The 17,942-nt window shown below is 70.8% G+C and carries 16 protein-coding genes; 10 read left to right on the top strand and 6 right to left on the bottom strand.

Features of this window, described 5'->3' with window-relative positions; genetic code table 11:
• The first annotated feature begins 8 nt into the window (after positions 1–8).
• The 6 genes from AB0J33_RS11520 to AB0J33_RS11495 all read left to right on the top strand — a co-directional run bounded on the left by AB0J33_RS11520 (position 9) and on the right by AB0J33_RS11495 (position 6,638).
• Positions 9–467 (top strand): hypothetical protein, encoded by a 459-nt coding sequence (locus AB0J33_RS11520; protein WP_363612342.1) that lies wholly within the window; start codon positions 9–11, stop codon positions 465–467.
• A 228-nt stretch (positions 468–695) separates the two neighbouring features.
• Positions 696–2,369 (top strand): ABC transporter substrate-binding protein, encoded by a 1,674-nt coding sequence (locus tag AB0J33_RS11515; RefSeq protein ID WP_363612340.1) that lies wholly within the window; start codon positions 696–698, stop codon positions 2,367–2,369.
• Between the two features lie 97 nt (positions 2,370–2,466).
• On the top strand, positions 2,467–3,474 hold the full coding sequence (locus tag AB0J33_RS11510; protein WP_363612338.1) for an ABC transporter permease: 1,008 nt from the start codon (positions 2,467–2,469) through the stop codon (positions 3,472–3,474).
• A 65-nt stretch (positions 3,475–3,539) separates the two neighbouring features.
• Positions 3,540–4,499, top strand: coding sequence for an ABC transporter permease (locus AB0J33_RS11505; RefSeq protein WP_363612413.1), 960 nt, complete (start codon positions 3,540–3,542; stop codon positions 4,497–4,499).
• A 55-nt stretch (positions 4,500–4,554) separates the two neighbouring features.
• Complete coding sequence (locus AB0J33_RS11500) at positions 4,555–5,541, top strand: ABC transporter ATP-binding protein (protein ID WP_363612336.1); 987 nt, start codon at positions 4,555–4,557, stop codon at positions 5,539–5,541.
• Positions 5,538–6,638, top strand: a complete 1,101-nt coding sequence (locus tag AB0J33_RS11495) for an oligopeptide/dipeptide ABC transporter ATP-binding protein (protein WP_363612334.1) — start codon at positions 5,538–5,540, stop codon at positions 6,636–6,638. Before AB0J33_RS11500 ends, AB0J33_RS11495 begins: the two co-directional genes overlap by 4 nt.
• Positions 6,639–6,693: 55 nt before the next feature.
• On the opposite strand, the gene AB0J33_RS11490 is transcribed toward AB0J33_RS11495, so the two are convergent.
• Entirely contained in the window at positions 6,694–7,083 is a 390-nt protein-coding gene (locus tag AB0J33_RS11490) for a hypothetical protein (RefSeq protein WP_363612332.1), read from the bottom strand.
• The gene (locus AB0J33_RS11485; RefSeq protein WP_363612330.1) at positions 7,059–7,715 is read right to left on the bottom strand and encodes an HNH endonuclease family protein; all 657 of its coding nucleotides are present in this window, start codon (positions 7,713–7,715) and stop codon (positions 7,059–7,061) included. The genes AB0J33_RS11490 and AB0J33_RS11485 overlap by 25 nt, the downstream gene beginning before the upstream one ends.
• Before the next feature lie 107 nt (positions 7,716–7,822).
• On the opposite strand from AB0J33_RS11485, the gene AB0J33_RS11480 reads away from it, so the two are divergent.
• Positions 7,823–9,325: an MFS transporter gene (locus AB0J33_RS11480; protein WP_363612328.1), complete on the top strand. Its 1,503-nt coding sequence runs from the start codon at positions 7,823–7,825 to the stop codon at positions 9,323–9,325.
• 35 nt (positions 9,326–9,360) lie between these two features.
• Here the strand turns inward: AB0J33_RS11480 and leuA are convergent, their stop codons facing one another.
• The 3 genes from leuA to AB0J33_RS11465 form a co-directional block, all read right to left on the bottom strand.
• Complete coding sequence (leuA, locus tag AB0J33_RS11475; protein ID WP_363612326.1) at positions 9,361–11,112, bottom strand: 2-isopropylmalate synthase; 1,752 nt, start codon at positions 11,110–11,112, stop codon at positions 9,361–9,363.
• Between the two features lie 286 nt (positions 11,113–11,398).
• Positions 11,399–11,938: a nitroreductase family protein gene (locus AB0J33_RS11470; protein WP_363612324.1), complete on the bottom strand. Its 540-nt coding sequence runs from the start codon at positions 11,936–11,938 to the stop codon at positions 11,399–11,401.
• Between the two features lie 84 nt (positions 11,939–12,022).
• A complete protein-coding gene (locus AB0J33_RS11465; RefSeq protein WP_363612322.1) occupies positions 12,023–12,811 on the bottom strand; it encodes a hypothetical protein in 789 nt (262 codons plus the stop codon).
• Positions 12,812–13,069: 258 nt separating this feature from the next.
• On the opposite strand from AB0J33_RS11465, the gene AB0J33_RS11460 reads away from it, so the two are divergent.
• Complete coding sequence (locus AB0J33_RS11460) at positions 13,070–14,335, top strand: aspartate kinase (protein ID WP_363612320.1); 1,266 nt, start codon at positions 13,070–13,072, stop codon at positions 14,333–14,335.
• A gap of 5 nt (positions 14,336–14,340) precedes the next feature.
• Positions 14,341–15,405 carry an aspartate-semialdehyde dehydrogenase gene (locus tag AB0J33_RS11455; RefSeq protein ID WP_363612318.1) on the top strand — a complete coding sequence of 355 codons (1,065 nt, stop codon included), beginning with the start codon at positions 14,341–14,343 and terminating at the stop codon, positions 15,403–15,405.
• A gap of 140 nt (positions 15,406–15,545) precedes the next feature.
• Here AB0J33_RS11455 and AB0J33_RS11450 read toward each other — a convergent pair whose 3' ends face one another.
• Positions 15,546–16,955, bottom strand: coding sequence for a sensor domain-containing diguanylate cyclase (locus AB0J33_RS11450; RefSeq protein ID WP_363612316.1), 1,410 nt, complete (start codon positions 16,953–16,955; stop codon positions 15,546–15,548).
• Between the two features lie 199 nt (positions 16,956–17,154).
• Here AB0J33_RS11450 and AB0J33_RS11445 point away from each other — a divergent pair, with 199 nt between their 5' ends.
• Complete coding sequence (locus AB0J33_RS11445) at positions 17,155–17,934, top strand: phosphodiesterase (protein ID WP_363612314.1); 780 nt, start codon at positions 17,155–17,157, stop codon at positions 17,932–17,934.
• Positions 17,935–17,942 lie beyond the last annotated feature (8 nt).

The raw sequence follows: 17,942 nt of genomic DNA, 5'->3' as shown, positions 1-17,942 counted from the left end.
GGTGGCGTGTGACGACACGGCGACCGGTCGGGCGTTCCGGACCCCCGGTGGTGCTGATGGTCGTGTTGGCCCTGATCATCGTCGGCGTCGCGGTGGCGATCGAGGTGGGGACGGCGCGACTGGCCTCGAACAGCCGCGCCAAGGAGGCTCGGGCGGAAGCCGAGGTGACCCGCGACGCGCAGGCGTACGGGGCCGCGGTGGTCGCCGCCGGCGACCCGGCACCGACCGACGACCGGTTGGCGGCGGTCGCGGAGGGCGCCCGGGTGCAGGTCCGGGAGGTCCGCCGGCTGCCCGATCTGTCCGTGACCGTGTATGGTTCGGCCCGTTTCGGCACCTTGTTCGGCGCGGGCAGCGTCGCTGCCTGCCATCGGGTGACCTTTCACGACCTGGGTTCGGCCGCGGCGAGTTCCGTCGTCGAGCGGCTGGCCGACTGCCCACCGCCCACGCCCCGGCCGACGCCCTCCTGAGGCGTCCCGGCGTCGTCGGTAGGCGGTGTCGACGGCTGGCCTCGTGGCGTCCGGGTTTGTGTCGCTCGATGTATGCGCCGAACCGTCGACTGTCAGACCCGCGCGCAAGGTGTCGGCTTGATAGCGATTGCCCAGCGCCCGTTCCGCTTCCCGTGTGACATGTCATAGCCTCCCGCACACGGACCGAGCCACAACTCGGTGTGGTCATCCGCATGACAGAGGTGAGAGATGCAGGCGAGAAGGCTAAAAACGGCTGTGGCCATCGCGGCCGTTGCCGCACTGGCGGTCGGCGCGGCCGGCTGCGCGGAGAGTGATCGCGACGGTGACAGTGGCGAGGCCAAGACTGGCGGCACCTTCATCTTCGCGGGTGCCGGTGACCCGAAGAACTTCGATCCGATCTTCAACGATGACGGTGAGTCGTTCCGGCCGGTCCGGCAGATGTTCGACACCCTGGTGAGCCACAAGCCGGGCACCGCCGACCTTCAGGGCGGCCTGGCGGAGAGCTGGGAGCACGACCCGGCCGGCAAGGTCTGGACGTTCAAGCTCCGCCAGGGCGTGAAGTTCCACGACGGCACGCCGTTCAACGCCGCCGCGGTCTGCTTCAACTTCGACCGCTGGTACAACATGAAGGGCGCCGCCGCCCAGTCCCAGATGATCTACTACATGGACACCTTCGGCGGGTTCGCGAAGAACGAGGCCGAGGGCGCCGGCGAGTCGATCTACAACAAGTGTGAGGCCAAGGACGACGGCACCGCCGTCCTGACGCTGAACAAGTACAAGGGCGCCTTCCCGGGTGCCTTCGCGCTGACCTCGCTCTCCATCGCCAGCCCGGAAGCGCTGAAGAAGTACGACGCCAACACGGTGAAGCAGAGCGGCGACTCGTTCGAGTACAGCGCCTTCGCCACCACCAACCCGGTGGGCACCGGTCCGTTCACCTTCGGCGGCTGGGACAAGGCCAAGAACGAGATCACCCTGAACCGGAATCCCGACTACTTTGGCGAGAAGGCCAAGGTGGACAAGATGATCATCAAGATCATCAAGGACGAGAGCACCCGTAAGCAGGAGCTGCGTGCCGGCACCGTGCAGGGCATCGACTTCCCGGCCCCGGCCGACCGCAAGGCGCTCGAGAGCGAGGGCTTCCAGGTCGTCAACCGCCCGGCGTTCAACATCCTCTACCTGGGCCTCAACCAGAAGAACCCGAAGCTGAAGGACCTGCGGGTGCGCCAGGCGATCGCCTACGCGCTCAACCGCCAGCAGCTAGTGCAGACCAAGGGCCCGGGTGGCGCCAAGGTCGCCGACGAGTTCCTGCCGGACACCGTGCTCGGCTACGCCCCGGACGTGCAGAAATACGAGTACAACCCGGAGAAGGCCAAGCAGCTCCTCAAGGACGCCGGCGCCGAGGGTCTGACGCTGAACTTCTACTACCCGCCGGACGTCTCCCGGCCGTACATGCCGAACCCGCAGGAGATCTTCACCGTTCTCGCCAACGACCTCCAGGCCGTGGGCATCAAGGTCAACGGTGTGCCCCGCCCGTGGAACGGTGGCTTCAAGGACGACGTGCAGCAGTTCGGCAAGCACGACCTGCACATCCTCGGCTGGACCGGTGACTACAACGACCCGGGCAACTTCGTCGGCACGTTCTTCGGCCGGGGCAAGGCCGAGTTCGGCGACCAGGCCATGACCGAGATGTTCGAGGCCATCACCAAGGCCGACGCCACTGTCGACGACGCCGGCAAGAAGGCGGCCTGGGAGCAGGTCAACCGGGACATCGCCACCAAGTGGCTGCCGGCCGTGCCGATCTGGCACGCCCCGCCGGCGATCGTCGTCACGAAGGACGTCAAGGGTCTGGTTGCCAGCCCGCTGACCGACGAGCGGTTCAACACGGTAAGCGTCAGCAAGTGACGTTTTCCGGCTGACGCCGTAAGCGTGATCGGCCCGGGTCCGGGGTTCTCCCGGCCCGGGCCGATCGCGCGACCATCGAGAGTCTGGTGTGTGAGAGATGTTGCGAGTCATAGTCCGCCGGCTACTCCAGCTGGCGGTGACCCTGATAGCGCTGTCGGCGCTGATCTTCATCTGGCTGCGGAATCTGCCCGGCGGCCCGGTCGAGGCACTGCTCGGTGAGCGGGCCACCCCCGAGCGCCGCGCCCTGCTGACCAAGGCGCTCGGCTACGACCAGCCGATCCTGGTGCAGTACGGCAAGTTCATGCAGCGGGTGCTGACCGGCGACTTCGGCAACTCGATCCGGACCGGTGACCCGGTGACCGAGGTCATCAGCCGCGCGTTCCCGGCCACCATCGAGCTGGCCCTCGCCGCGATGATCATTGCGGTCGGTCTCGGGGTGCCGCTCGGTTATCTCGCCGCCCGCTGGCGGGGGCGGGCGCTGGACAACCTCACCATCGCCGGCACGCTGCTCGGCATCTCGATCCCGATCTTCTTCCTGGGTTACCTGCTCAAGGACGTCTTCACCCAGAACATCCACTGGTTCCCGCCGTCCGGGCGGCTCACCACCGGTCTGGACAACACGAGCGTCACCGGCTTCTTCGTGCTCGACGGCCTGTTGACGCGCGAGTTCGACGCCAGCGCCGACGCGTTGTGGCACCTCATCCTGCCCGCGATCACGCTGGCCACCATCCCGCTGGCGGTGATCGTCCGGATCACCCGCGCCAGCGTGCTCGACGTGCTCAACGAGGACTACGTACGGACCGCCGAGGCCAAGGGCCTGCGGCACCGCACCATCCGCGGCCGGCACATCCTGCGGAACGCGCTGCTGCCGGTGGTCACCACCATCGGGTTGCAGACCGGCGCGCTGCTCTCCGGCGCGGTGCTCACCGAGAAGGTGTACAACTGGGGCGGCCTCGGCACGCTGATCACCGACTCCATCAGCGGCGGCCGGGACTACCCGGTGCTCCAGGCGATCATCCTGCTCGCCGCGCTGGTCTTCGTCGTGGTCAACCTGCTGGTCGACCTCTCCTACGCCTTCATCGACCCGAGGGTGCGTGTGCGATGAGTGACCCGACCACCCAGGCCGGCGCGCCGGCCCCCCGCAGCGGTGACGACAAGCCACGCCCCGGCATGAGCGAGCGCAGCATCGGCCTGCTCGGCGACCGCAAGAAGGCACGGCTCGACGAACTGGCCCAGGCGAGTGCCGCCGACCGGGGCGGAATCAGCCTCGTACGGGATGCCGTGCGCAGGCTCCGCCGCAACCCGGTAGCCATCGTCGGCGCCATCATCGTCGGGCTCTTCGTCCTGATGGCGATCTTCGCTCCGCTGATCGCGCCGCACGACCCGGTGCAGCGCTTCGACGAGCTGACCAAGAACCTCACGGTGGACACCATCCCCGGGGCCACCGCCGACCACCCGCTCGGCTCCGATCCGCTCGGCCGGGACTTCCTCTCCCGAATGATCTACGGCGCCCGGCAGACGCTCTTCGTCGGCGTGCTCGCCACCCTCATCGGTCTCGCGCTCGGGGTGCTGATCGGCGCGATCGCCGGCGCGTTCGGCGGCTGGGTCGACGTGGTGCTGATGCGGCTCACCGACGTGATGCTGGCCCTGCCGAGCCTGCTGCTCGCGATCACCCTGGTCGCCCTGGCCAGCCGGTCGAGCCAGTGGACGGTCATCTTCGCGGTGGCCATCGTGAGCGTGCCGATCTTCGCCCGGCTGCTGCGCGGTTCGATGCTGGCCCAGCGGGAGAGCGACCACGTGCTCGCCGCCCGCGCGCTCGGTGTCAAGGAGCGCAACATCGTGCTGCGGCACATGCTGCCCAACTCGTTGACCGCGGTGATCGTGCAGGCCACCCTGACCTTCGCGGTGGCCATTCTGGATGCCGCCGCGCTCTCCTTCCTGGGCCTCGGCGACCCGGACATCAACCGGGCCGAGTGGGGCCTGATGCTCGGCGTGGACGGCCAGCGCTACTTCGAGGTCCGCCCGGAGCTGGCGTACTACCCCGCGCTCGCGATCATCGTGGTCGCGCTCGGCTTCACCCTGTTGGGCGAGGCGATGCGCGAGGCGATCGACCCGAAGAACCGGCGGTGACAGCGGTGCGTGCGACAAGCCCGGCCGGCGTCAGCCGGCGAGAGGAAGTGACCCGATGAGCCTGCTCGACGTCCGTGACCTGAGCGTGGTGTTCCAGCGCCGCGGCGAGCGGCCCTTCACCGCCGTCGACAAGGTCAGCTTCTCGGTGGAGCCGGGGCAGACCGTCGGCCTGGTCGGCGAGTCCGGCTGCGGCAAGAGTGTGACCAGCCTGGCCATCATGGGCCTGCTGCCCAAGCGCGGAAACAAGGTCACCGGGGAGGTGCTCTTCGAGGGCACCGACCTGCTGAAGCTGCGGCCGGACGACATGCGCGACCGGCGCGGTCGGGAGATCAGCATGATCTTCCAGGACCCGCTGTCGTCGCTGAACCCGGTCATCCCGATCGGAGTCCAGGTCGCCGAGGTGCTGGAGCGCCACCAGGGCCGCGACCGCAAGCAGGCGTTGCGGGAGTCGCGGGACCTGCTCGACGCGGTCGGCATTCCCGACCCGCAGCGGCGACTCAGCGAGTACCCGCACCAGATCTCCGGCGGGATGCGGCAGCGGGCGCTGATCGCCATCGCGCTGGCCTGCAAGCCTCGGCTGCTGATCGCCGACGAGCCGACCACCGCGCTCGACGTGACCATCCAGGCGCAGATCCTCACCCTGCTCAAGCAGCTGGTCGACGAGACCGGTACGGCACTCGTCATGATCACGCACGATCTGGGTGTGGTGGCTGGGCTCTGCGACACCGTCAACGTGCTCTACGGCGGCAAGGTCGTCGAGCGGGCGCGGCGGCACGAGCTGTTCGCGCACGCCCGACACCCGTACACCCACGGGCTGCTCAACTCGGTGCCCCGGCTCGACTCACCGCGCGGCGAACGGCTGCACGCGATCCGTGGGTCGGTCTCCGACAACATTCCCTGGGCGGAGGGGTGCGCGTTCGCGCCACGCTGCGACAACGTGGTGGACGCGTGCCTCGAAGGGCCTCCACCGCTGGAGCCCACCGCCAGCGGCGGCGACCTCCGCTGCAACAACCCCGTCTCCGAGGAGGTGGCGGTCCGATGACCGAAGAGACCGGTCCCCTGATCGAGCTGCGCGACGTCAAGGTCCACTTTCCGATCAAGAGCGGCCTGCTCTTCGACCGGACGGTCGGGTACGTCTACGCGGTGGACGGTGTGTCACTGAGCATCCGCAAGGGTGAGACCTACGGCCTGGTGGGCGAGTCGGGTTGCGGCAAGTCGACGCTGGGCCGCGGCCTGTTGCGGCTGGTCGAACCCACCGACGGTGAGATCATTTTCGACGGCACCGACGTCCGCGCGCTCAAGGGCGAGGCAATGCGCCAATCCCGCCGGCGGATGCAGATGATCTTCCAGGACCCACTCTCCAGCCTCGACCCACGACAGTCCGTGGAGTCGCTGCTGGTGGAGGGGCTCAAGGCGCACGGGCTGGCCGGCGACAAGGCGGAGACCAACCGGCGGTTGCGCGAGACGCTGGAGGCGGTCGGCCTGCCCGCCTCCGCCCTCGGCAAGTATCCGCACGAGTTCTCCGGTGGTCAGCGCCAGCGGATCGGCATCGCGCGGGCGCTGGTGCTCAACCCGGACCTGATCGTCGCCGACGAGCCGGTCTCCGCGCTGGACGTGTCGATCCAGGCCCAGGTGCTCAACCTGCTCGAGGACCTGCAGAACGAGCGCGGCCTGACGTACCTGATCATCGCGCACGACCTGGCCGTGGTCCGGCACATCGCCGACACGGTGGGCGTCATGTACCTGGGCGGTCTGGTGGAGGAGGCGTCCAGCGACGACCTCTACCGCGAGCCGATGCACCCGTACACCCGGGCGCTGATGTCCGCCGTGCCGGTGCCCGACCCGGTCGTGGAGGACCGGCGGGAGCGCATCCTGCTCGCCGGCGACCTGCCCTCGCCCACCAACCCGCCGTCGGGCTGCCGGTTCCACACCCGGTGCCCCTGGGCGCAGCCGACCCGGTGCGCCGACGAGCGGCCGGAACTGCGCGACGTGGTCGGCGGGCACCGGGTGGCCTGCCACTTCGCCGAGGACATCGCCGCCGGCCGAATCCGGCCGCACGAGGTCGAGGTGGAGCTGGTCCGCCCGACGGACGGCACCGGTCCCGTCGATCCGCCGGGCGAATTGATCCCCACCCCGTGACACCGCCAGGGGCCGTCCCGTCCAGGACGGCCCCTGGACGCGGTGCCGGCGGTGGTCAGCCCTCGGGGCGGTTCAGCAGCCCGACCGCGACGCCGTGCACCGCGTCCAGGCCGGCCGGGTCGGCCAGGGCGACCGACGTGCCGGTCACCGTGTACCACTCGTCCGCGTCCTTGTACTGCACCCGCAGGGCGACCTTGCCGTCCGCGTACTCGGTGCGCAGCGTCAGGTCGCCGGTGACGACGCCGACCTCGTCGGTCATCACGCCACCGGGGCCGGGCACGACGTCGGTGGTGCGGTTCTGCGGACCGGCCGCGCCGCCCGAATCCGCGACCATGCCGGCGCCCGGCACGGCGGCGGGGGTCTCGGCGGTGCCGTCCGCGGTCATGCCGGCGGCGGACGGGCCGCTCTCCCCGGCGGCGGTCACGAATCGCTCCCCACTGAACAACCCTCCAACATGTCGGTCAGGGCCGCCTTCTCGGCGCTGGTCACCGTCAACCGCCAGAAGTGCTTGACCGTCACCCAGTCTTGGGCGTATTTGCACCAGTACGATCGGTTTGCCGGCTTCCACTGGGACGGGTCCTGGTCACCCTTTGCCCGGTTCGAGGAGGCGGAAACCGCGAGGAGCTGCGGGCGGGTGGTGTCGTTGGCGAAATCGCCGCGCTTCGCGTTGTCCCACTCGTCGGCACCGGAGCGCCACGCGTTGGCCAACGGCACCATGTGGTCGATGTCCACCTGGGAGGGATCGGTGGCGCTCCGACCGTCGTACGCGCTCTCCCACCGCCCACCGACCACGTTGCAGCCGGAGAGCTTCACGTCCTTGCCGTCACGCTGGAGGATGCTGTCCCGGACATCGCAGTTCTTGCCGGTGTCCCGCCAGTGCGGGAAGCGCTCTCGGCTGTAGCCCTTCATCGAGCCGGCGGTGGCGACGGTGAGCTGGCTCAGCTGCTCCGCGGCGTTACCGCCGTCGCTCGGCGGCGGCGCGGTCGGCTCATCCTGCGGGACGCAACCGGCAACGCCGAGCGCCAGCGCCGCGGTGAGCGCGGCCACCGCCGCTCGCGGTCCTGATCTGGTACGCACAGACGACACCTCTCCAGCTTGGGGGCTCCCGGCGATTGCGCACAGTACCCGGGCAGGGTTTCGGCGTTTCGTGGCGTCTCCCACATGATGCAAGGCAGATTGGTGGGATGACCGCACCCGCACCGGCGTCCGCCCTCCGAATGGGAACCACCGCCGGCCGGGGCACGCTCCTCGCCGCCGTACTCGCCTCTGGCATGGTCTTCCTCGACAGCACCGTCGTCAACGTGGCGCTGCCGAAGCTCGGGCAGGACCTCGGCGCGAACGTGTCCGATCTCCAGTGGACCATCAACGGCTACCTGCTGATGCTCGCGGCTTTCGTGCTGCTCGGCGGCGCGCTCGGAGACCGCTTCGGCCGACGACGCGTCTTCCTCATCGGCGTGGTGTGGTTCACCGCCGCGTCGGTGCTGTGCGGGCTGGCCCAGGGCACCGGTTGGCTGATCGCGGCCCGGTTCCTTCAGGGCGCCGGTGGCGCGTTGCTCACGCCCGGGTCGCTGTCGGTGCTCCAGGCGAGTTTCCACCCCGACGACCGGGGTCGGGCGATCGGTGCCTGGGCCGGGCTGTCCGGAGTGTCCACCGCGCTGGGCCCGTTCATCGGAGGTTGGCTGATCGACGCGCTCTCCTGGCGCTGGATCTTCTTCCTCAACCTGCCGATCGCCGTGCTGGTGGTGCTGGCCGCGCTGCGGTGGGTGCCGGAGAGCCGGGACGAGAGCGCCTCCCGGACCCAGGGACGGGATCGGGCCCGCCGACGGTTCGACGTGGCGGGAGCCCTGCTCGGAGCGCTCGCCCTCGCCGGCGTCACCTACGCGCTCATCGACGCGCCGGCCCGCGGGTTCGACTCCGCCGAGGTGCTGATCGCGGCCCTGCTCGGGGTGCTGTCCGCGGTGACCTTCGTCCTGTTGGAGCGGCGGCGGGGCGACGCCGCGATGCTGCCCACCGGGCTGTTCAGCAGCCGGCTCTTCTCGGTGCTGAACCTCTTCACCGTGGTCGTCTACGCGGCGCTCGGCGGCTTCACCTTCTTCTTCGCCGTCTACCTGCAGAACGTGGTCGGGTGGTCGGCCTTCCGCACCGGCATCGCGTTGCTCCCGATGACCCTGCTGCTGTTGGCCGGGTCGGCCCGGGCCGGCGCCCTGTCGGCACGGATCGGCCCGCGGCTGCCGCTCACCATCGGACCGGTGATCGCCGCGCTCGGTCTGCTGCTGCTGCGCGGCGTCGGACCGGGCGCGTCGTACTGGACCGACGTACTGCCCGGGGTGCTGCTCTTCGGCATCGGACTGACCCTGGTCGTGGCGCCACTGACCGCGTCGGTGCTGGCCGCCGTCCAGGACCGGTTCTCCGGGGTGGCCAGCGGCTTCAACAACGCCGCGTCCCGGGCCGGCGGCCTGCTCGCGGTGGCGGCGCTACCGCTGCTGGTCGGGCTGTCCGGCGGCGGGTACGAGCAGAAGGCCGAGCTGACCGACGCGTTCCGGGGCGCGATGGAGTGGTGCGCGGGGCTGCTCGTGGCCGGTGCGGTGCTGGCTCTCGTGCTGGTCCGCCGACCGCCCCGGGAAGCCCCGCCGTCCCAGCCCTGCCACTCGCTGCCCGCCGCCACGCCGCCGGCCCACCGGAAGTGAGGGAGGGCCCGCTCGGGGCCCTCCCTCCCGGACAACTAGCGGCGTGCGCGGTTGACCGCGCTGGTGACCGCCTTGATCGACGCGGTGACGATGTTGGCGTCGGTGCCGACACCCCAGACCGTCTTCCCGTCCACCTCGCACTCCACGTACGCGGCGGCCTGCGCGTCACCACCGGAGGAGAGCGCGTGCTCGTGGTAGTCGAGCACCCGTACGCCCACCCCGATCGACTGGAGCGCGTTGACGTACGCGTCGATCGGGCCGTTACCGACCGCCGCGAGCGACCGCTGCTCGCCGCCCGCGCCGACCTGGGCGTCGATCTCGACCTTCCCGTCCGCGGTGCCGATCGTGTAACCGGCCAACCGGACCGCCGGGTCGGGCTGGTGGTCGAGCAGGTAGTGCGTCGCGAAGATCTCCCACATGGCGGTCGGGTCGACCTCGCCGCCGTCGTGATCGGTGACCTGCTGCACCACCCCGGAGAACTCGATCTGGAGCCGGCGCGGCAGGTCCAGCTGGTGCTCGCTCTTCATGATGTACGCGACGCCGCCCTTGCCGGACTGCGAGTTGACCCGGATGACCGCCTCGTAGGTGCGGCCCAGGTCCTTCGGGTCGATCGGCAGGTACGGGACCGCCCAGGTGTGCTCATCCAGCGGCACACCGGCGGCCTTCGCGTCGGCGGCGAGGGCGTCGAAGCCCTTCTTGATGGCGTCCTGGTGGGAGCCGGAGAAGGCGGTGTAGACGAGGTCGCCCGCGTACGGGTGGCGTTCGTGCACCGGCAGCTGGTTGCAGTACTCGACGGCTCGGCGGATCTCGTCGATGTTCGAAAAGTCGATCATCGGGTCGATGCCCTGGGAGAAGATGTTGAGCCCCAGCGTCACCAGGTCCACGTTGCCGGTGCGCTCACCGTTGCCGAACAGGCAGCCCTCGATGCGGTCCGCGCCGGCCAGCAGGCCCAGCTCGGCGGCGGCCACGCCGGTGCCCCGGTCGTTGTGCGGGTGCAGGCTCAGCACCACGCTGTCCCGGCGCGGCAGGTGCCGGTGCATCCACTCGATCGAGTCGGCGTACACGTTCGGGGTGGCCATCTCGACGGTGGCCGGCAGGTTGATGATCAGCGGCCGGTCCGGGGTCGGGTCGATCACGTCGATCACCCGGGAGCAGACCTCCAGCGCGTACTCCAGCTCGGTGCCCGTGTAGGACTCCGGCGAGTACTCGTAGAAGATCTCCGTGTCCGGGGTGTGGATCTCCGCGTACTTCTGGCAGAGGCGCGCGCCGGTGGTGGCGATGTCGGCGATGCCGTCCCGGTCCAGGCCGAAGACCACCCGCCGCTGGAGGGTGGAGGTCGAGTTGTAGAAGTGCACGATGGCCCGCTTCGCGCCGCGCAGCGACTCGAACGTCCGGTCGATCAGGTGCTCCCGGCACTGGGTGAGCACCTGGATGGTGACGTCGTCCGGAATCATGTCCTGCTCGATGAGCTGCCGGACGAAGTCGAAGTCGGTCTGACTGGCCGACGGGAAGCCGACCTCGATCTCCTTGTAACCCATCTGGACCAGCAGCTGGAACATCCGGCGCTTGCGTTCCGGCGACATCGGGTCGATCAGGGCCTGGTTGCCGTCGCGGAGATCCACCGCGCACCAGCGGGGGGCGGCGTCGACAGTGCGGGTGGGCCAGGTGCGGTCCGGCAGCTCGACCCGGAACTGCTCCTGGTACGGCTGGTAGCGGTGGTACGGCATCCGGCTGGGTTGCTGCCGGGCGATCGGATCGGTCTCGGCGTCGGTGACAGGTTGAGCCATCTCAGAGTGCTCCCTGGAACATGTGGCGTCAGCAGATCGGAAGGTGTCGGCGAGATGCCGGGCGTCGATGCGCGGCGGTGCCGAGAGGAAACTCAGATGTGCTGGACGGCGCGATGCGACTCCGCGACGAGGTGCCGGCCGGTCAGGCCTCGTCGCGGCGGCTAAGGAGGAGAAGCGCCTGCCACATGACCACGTCACCCTACGTGATGGAACGGAGGGTGGAAAGGCAGGTCCGGACTGTGGGATCGGGGTCATGGCACGGCCGGTCAGCCGAGCAGCACGATCGTCAGCCGAGCAGCAGGTCGGCCAACGGTCGGCGGCGGCGCAGGCCGGTCTCCTCGGCGACGAGGTCCGCCGGCAGGCTGAGCGGGTCGCCGAGTTGCCCGACGACGAGCACCGCGTACGGCCGCACGTCGGCGGGAAGGTGCAGGTCGGCGGCGAGTCCGGCGCGGTCCACGGTCAGCACCTGCCGTACGTGCAGCCCCAGCGCGGTGGCCTGCACGGTGAGATGGGCCACCGCCTGGCCCAGGTCGTACGCGATCCCGTCGGCCGGCGCGGAGTCCGGGTCGACGTGCGCGGCGAGCAGCAGCGCGGCGGCCCGGTGCGCCCACCGTTGGTCGCGCTCCGGGAGGTTGACCAGGATCCGCTTCCACGTCTCGTCGTCGCGGTAGCCGAGAGTGAACCGCCAGGGCTGGCGGTTGCCCAGGGAGGGCGCCCAGCGGGCCGCCTCCAACAGCGAGGACGCGTCGGCCGCGCTCAGCTCCTCGGTGGGGTGGAACGCCAGCGGACTCCAGCGGTAGGCAAGCAGTGGGGTGAGGTCGGCCATAGAACGGATCGTCCTGTATGGGTGATTCGCCGCTTAGGTGGGGTGGGCAAAATGTGGGCAAGGGCACCCATAACCGGACGAAGATCAGGGCGTTCCCGCGCCCGGGCTGTCCGAGGGATCAGGGGTCGGAGGCGCTGCGGTGTCGAGCGGCTCCCGGTCGACCACCACCGGACCGGCCAACTGCACGGTGGCCGGCGCCGGTCCCGGCGGGGCGGCCAGCCGCAGCGTCCCGGCCCCGGTCCGCACGCCGGTCGTGGTGCCGTCCCGGTCGTAGCAGTAGATGCCCACATCCAGCGGGGCGTTCAGCGACGCCGAGGTGGAGTCCACCGAGTAGCAGGTGCCGGTGAGGCCCTCGGGCGCCGTGGCCGGGGCCACCGCCAACGGCGCCCGCCGGTCGGTGAGCACGTCCAACCAGTCGGTGAGCGGGTGCTGGACCCGGGGGTCGGACCGGCGGGGAATCGCGTCGTCGCGTTCACCCAGGCGTACGCAACTCGCCGACTCGGCACGGCCGGCCGACGGCAGGGCGCACTGGAACAGCCCGTCGGCGGTGGTGGCCATCGAGACGTCGACGGTCCCACCCAACGCGCCGCCCGGCACGTCGACCCGCCAGCTCCCGTCGTTCGCGCTGGTGAAGACGATGGTGCGGTCCGGTTGGCCCGCCTGGCTGTACACGTACTGCGCCACCAGGTGACGGTCCTGCGCGGCCGCGGCCAGCGCGGCCAGCTCGTCCCGCGCGGCATCCACCTCGACCGGCCCCGGATCGGCGGGCGGCGGGGTCGGCGGTTGCCCGCTGGTGCAGGCGGTCAGCAGTGCCGGCAGGGCGAGGGCGAGCGGCCCGAGCACACGGCCGGCCGAGCGGTTGAGGACGGGCACCGGCCCATTCTGGGGGGTGCGGGCGGTTGGCGGGGGGCGAGGCGTACCGGGCTCGTTCCGGCGTGTCGGGCGGGGCGTCTCCGCGTACCGCCGGACCTGGTGGGACCGGCCCGGCCGGCCCCGGGCGGGCCGGATGGTGGGATCACCTGACCCGGCGTCGTTACCGGCCGGATACCCTCAAGGGGTCTGACACGCGCCGCCGGCCCCGGTTCCGGCGGCGTCGGCACGCTCAGGGTCGCTGGGAGGGAGTGCACCGTCGTGGCACTCGTGGTGCAGAAGTACGGCGGGTCCTCCGTCGCCAACGCCGAGCGGATCAAGCGGGTGGCCGAGCGCATCGTCGCCGCCCGCAAGGCCGGCGACGACGTGGTGGTGGTGGTCTCCGCGATGGGGGACACCACCGACGAGCTGCTCGACCTGGCCAACCAGGTCAGCCCGTTGCCGCCGGGCCGCGAACTGGACATGCTGCTCACCGCCGGGGAGCGGATCTCCATGGCCCTGCTGGCCATGGCCATCCACAACCTGGGGTACGAAGCCCGCTCGTTCACCGGTTCGCAGGCCGGCGTGATCACCACCTCGGTGCACGGCCGCGCCCGGATCATCGACGTCACCCCCGGCCGCCTCAAGGGCGCGCTCGACGAGGGTTCGGTGGTCATCGTGGCCGGCTTCCAGGGCGTCTCGCAGGACACCAAGGACGTCACCACGCTGGGTCGCGGTGGTTCGGACACGACCGCCGTGGCGCTCGCCGCCGCGCTGCACGCCGACGTCTGCGAGATCTACACCGACGTGGACGGCGTCTTCACCGCCGACCCGCGGATCGTGCCCAACGCCCGGCACATCCGGCACATCACCTACGAGGAGATGCTGGAGCTGGCCGCGTGCGGCGCGAAGGTGCTGCACCTGCGTAGCGTGGAATACGCCCGGCGGGCGGGGTTGCCGATCCACGTCCGTTCGTCATACTCGACCAACACCGGCACGATGGTCACCGGATCGATGGAGGACCTTTCCGTGGAGCAGGCACTGATCACCGGGGTCGCGCACGACCGCAGCGAGGCCAAGATCACGATCGTCGGGGTGCCCGACGAGCCGGGTGCCGCCGCGCGGATCTTCGACACCGTCGCCGGCGCCGAGATCAACATCGACATGATCGTGCAGAACGTCTCCACCGAGGGCACCGGCCGGACGGACATCTCGTTCACCCTGCCCAAGGCCGACGGCCCGACCGCGATGGCGGCGCTCAGCAAGATCCAGGAGTCGGTCAAGTTCAAGGGCCTGCTCTACGACGACCACGTCGGCAAGGTCTCGCTGATCGGCGCCGGCATGCGCTCGCACCCCGGGGTGGCCGCCGGCTTCTTCGCCGCCCTCGGCGCGGCCGGGGTCAACATCGAGATGATCTCCACCTCCGAGATCCGGGTCTCCGTGGTCTGCCGGGACACCGACCTCGACGCCGCCGTGCGCGCCATCCACGACCAGTTCGAGTTGGGCGGCGACACCGAAGCCGTGGTCTACGCGGGGACGGGTAGGTAGCGCCCATGACGGCGCTGCCCACCCTCGCCGTGGTCGGAGCGACAGGTGCCGTCGGCACCGTGATGTGTGAGCTGCTCACCGGACGGCGCAACGTCTGGGGTGAGATCCGGCTGCTCGCCTCCGAGCGGTCCGTCGGCCGTCGGGTGCGCTGCCGGGGCGAGGAACTCGTCGTCCAGGCGCTGACCCCCGAGGCGTTCGACGGGGTCGACGTGGCCATGTTCGACGTGCCCGACGAGGTCTCCGCCGAATGGGCGCCGATCGCCGTCAGCCGGGGCGCGATCGCCGTCGACAACTCCGGCGCGTTCCGGATGGACCGCGACGTCCCGCTGGTCGTCCCGGAGATCAACCCCGAGCAGGTCCGCAACCGGCCCCGGGGCATCATCGCCAACGCCAACTGCACCACCCTCGCGATGATCGTCGCCGTCGCGCCGCTGCACCGCGAGTACGGCCTACGAGAGCTGGTGCTCGCCTCCTACCAGGCGGTCTCCGGCGCCGGCAAGGCCGGCGTCGACGTCCTGCACGACCAGCTCACCAAGGTCGCCGGCGATCGGGCGCTCGGCTCACGCACCGGCGACGTACGCCAGGCGGTCGGCGACGATCTCGGCCCGTTCCCGGCGCCCATGGCGCTCAACGTGGTGCCCTGGGCCGGCTCCCCGGCGGACAGCGGCTGGTCCTCGGAGGAAATGAAGATCCGCAACGAGTCGCGGAAGATCCTCGGCCTCCCCGACCTCAAGGTCTCCGCCACCTGCGTACGGGTGCCGGTGGTCACCGCGCACTCGGTGGCCGTACACGCGGTCTTCGCCACCGAGGTCGACGCCGAAGGCGCCCGCGAGGCGCTGCGCAACGCGCCGGGGGTGATCCTGGTCGACGACCCCGCCGCCGGAGAGTTCCCGATGCCGATCGACGCCGTCGGCACCGACCCGTCCTGGGTCGGCCGGATCCGCCGCGCCCTCGACGACCCCCGCGCCCTGGACTTCTTCGTCACCGGCGACAACCTGCGCAAGGGCGCGGCCCTCAACACGGCCCAGATCGCCGAACTCCTAGCCAAAGAACTCCGCACCGCCACCTAACCCACCCCCACCCCCGCGCCGCGCCCCGCGCCCCGCCCCCGCGCGGCGATCTTGCAGTTTCTGTGGCGGCATAAGGGATCAAGGCGGCAAAACGCCAACCGAAAGTGCAAGATCGGCGTGTGGGGGGTCGGGGGTGGGGGTTAGGCGGCGGAGAGGTGTACGCCGTCGCGGCCTTGGCGCTTTACCGCGTAGAGGGCCTGGTCGGCTCTCTTCAGGGTGCGGTCGGGGGTTTCGCCGGGGCGGGGCAGGGCGACGCCCACGCTGATCGTGCGACCGACGCGTCGGGCCGCCTCGGTGAGCCGTTCGGCGATCCGGACCGCCTCCTCGGGGCGGCTCACCTCGATCACCGCGACGAACTCGTCGCCGCCGATCCGGTACAACTCGTCGCCGTGCCGCAGCGCCCCCTCCAGCGCCCGGGCCAACCCGACCAGCACCCGGTCGCCGGCCTGGTGGCCGTACGTGTCGTTCACGGTCTTGAAACCGTCCACGTCGATCGCCAGCAGGGCGGTACGCCCGGGGGTGGCCGCCGCGATCCGCTGCCCGAACGGCCCGGTGTGCCGCAAGCCGGTGAGCGGGTCGGAGCTGGCCTGCTCCCGCAGCCGGGCCAGCGTGCGAAGCCGGTCGATGCTCGTCCAGGCCTGACCGGCGAGCAACTCCATGAGGCTGACCGTGGTCGGGTCCGGACGTAGCGCGCGTTCGTCGGCGACCAGCAACACGCCACCGGCGTCCGTCGGCCCGACCGGCACGGCGACCAGTGTGCGTACCCCGGCACGGGTCAGCGGACGGTAGTCCTCGGTCGGGGGATGCCCGGCCTCGCCCAGGGTGTAGCCGGCGCCGTACCGGTGTGCCCGGTCGACCATCCGATCCAGGGCGGCCGGACCCGCCCCGGTCAACTCGGCGCGGATCCGGGTCTCCAGGTCACTCGGCTCGGTCGGGAACGGGCCGAGCTGACCGCCGATCAGCAGCAGCGCGGTGGAGAGGGTGGAGACCTCGCGGGCGGCGTCGGCCGCCACGCCCAGCACCTCGCCCTCGGTCGGTGCGGAGGAGAGCGCGGCGGCGTGTCGGAGCAGCTTCTCGCTGCGGCTCTCCGCCGGTGGGCCACCGAGGGCGGCGATCCGCGCGCCGAGCCGGTCGGCCACCCGCTGCGCGGTCTCCCGCCACAGCTCCAGGTCGGTTGGCTCACTCCATTGCAGGTCGAGTACGCCGATCGCCCGGCCCGCCGGGTCCAGCACGGGTACGCACAGCTCGGCGCTCACGTCCGGGCGTACCGGTAGGTAGTCCGGGTCGACGGTGACGTCCGGGACGACGGCGGGGACGCTGGTGGCGTAGACCCGGCCGACGATGCCGGTCCGTGCCGGCACGGTGGCGAAGACCTGCCAGGCTCCGGTCGCCGCGACGCAGCGCAGGCGGTCGTGGACCGCGAGCAGCACGGAGATGGTGGCCGGGGTGTGGCGGGACAGCGCGGTGACCGTCCACCGGCACGCCTCCGGTGTGCTCGACGCCATCGGCAGGCGGACGGTGACGTCACGGATGACTCGCTGATGATCCACTCGCACGTCGTTCCAGGTAGGGGAGGGGTCGGCCGGCGCCGAGCCGCGCGATCAAGCGTACTCACGCTGACCGGGACCAACCTGGCTTCGTACACACGTGCTATCCACAGGCTGTGGACGCAGCCTGTGGGCGGCTGCCCCCGTGGGATGGCGCGCCCGGCGATAGCGTGGAGCTTCCCGGCGCCGAGGAGGCGAGCCCATGCTCATCGCCCAGCTCAGTGACCCGCACCTGACCACCGGCCTGCTCGCCGCCGAACCGGCCGCCACCCTGCACCGCGCGCTCGGCCGGGTGCTGGCGTTGCGGCCCCGACCGGACTGCGTGGTGATCACCGGCGACCTGGCCGACCACGGGCAGCCCGACGAGTACGCGGCGCTGCGCAAGGTGATCGGCCGGTTCCCGCTGCCGGTGCACCTGACCACCGGCAACCACGACGACCGGGAGTCGCTGCTCGACGCCTTCGGGGGTACGCCGTGGCTCGGCGGCGGCTTCTCGGCCTACTACCACGTCGACCACGAGGCGGCGTCCGTCGTGGTGCTCGACTCGCTCGTCCCCGGCAGCGACGGCGGTCAGCTCGGCGAGGAGCAGCTCGGCTGGCTCGACGGGGTGCTGTCCGGACGCCCCGAGGTGCCCGCCGTGCTCTTCCTGCACCATCCGCCGGTCGCGGTCGGCATCCCCGCGGCCGACTCGATCCGGCTCGCCGACGGTGACGCGCTCGCCGAGGTGGTCGGCCGGCACCCGCACGTCGTACGGGTCGCCGCCGGCCACCTGCACCGCCCGGTCACCACGGCGTACGCGGGCACGGTCCTCACCGTGGCCCCCAGCACCTGGAAGCAGAGCACTCTCACCATGAGCGCCGACGAACAGATCGGCTGGGTCACCGAGCCCACCGCCTTCCTGCTGCACTCGGTCGAGATCGGCGGCTGCGTGACCCACACCGTGCAGGTGAGCCACTCCGCCGGCCAGACCTGCGGCTTCTGACGGCGTTG

It is taken from the genome of Micromonospora sp. NPDC049645 (genome assembly GCF_040675155.1).
Taxonomy (GTDB): domain Bacteria; phylum Actinomycetota; class Actinomycetes; order Mycobacteriales; family Micromonosporaceae; genus Micromonospora.
Note: the sequence above shows the minus strand (reverse complement) of the source record. Positions and strands in the feature narration are given on the sequence as shown.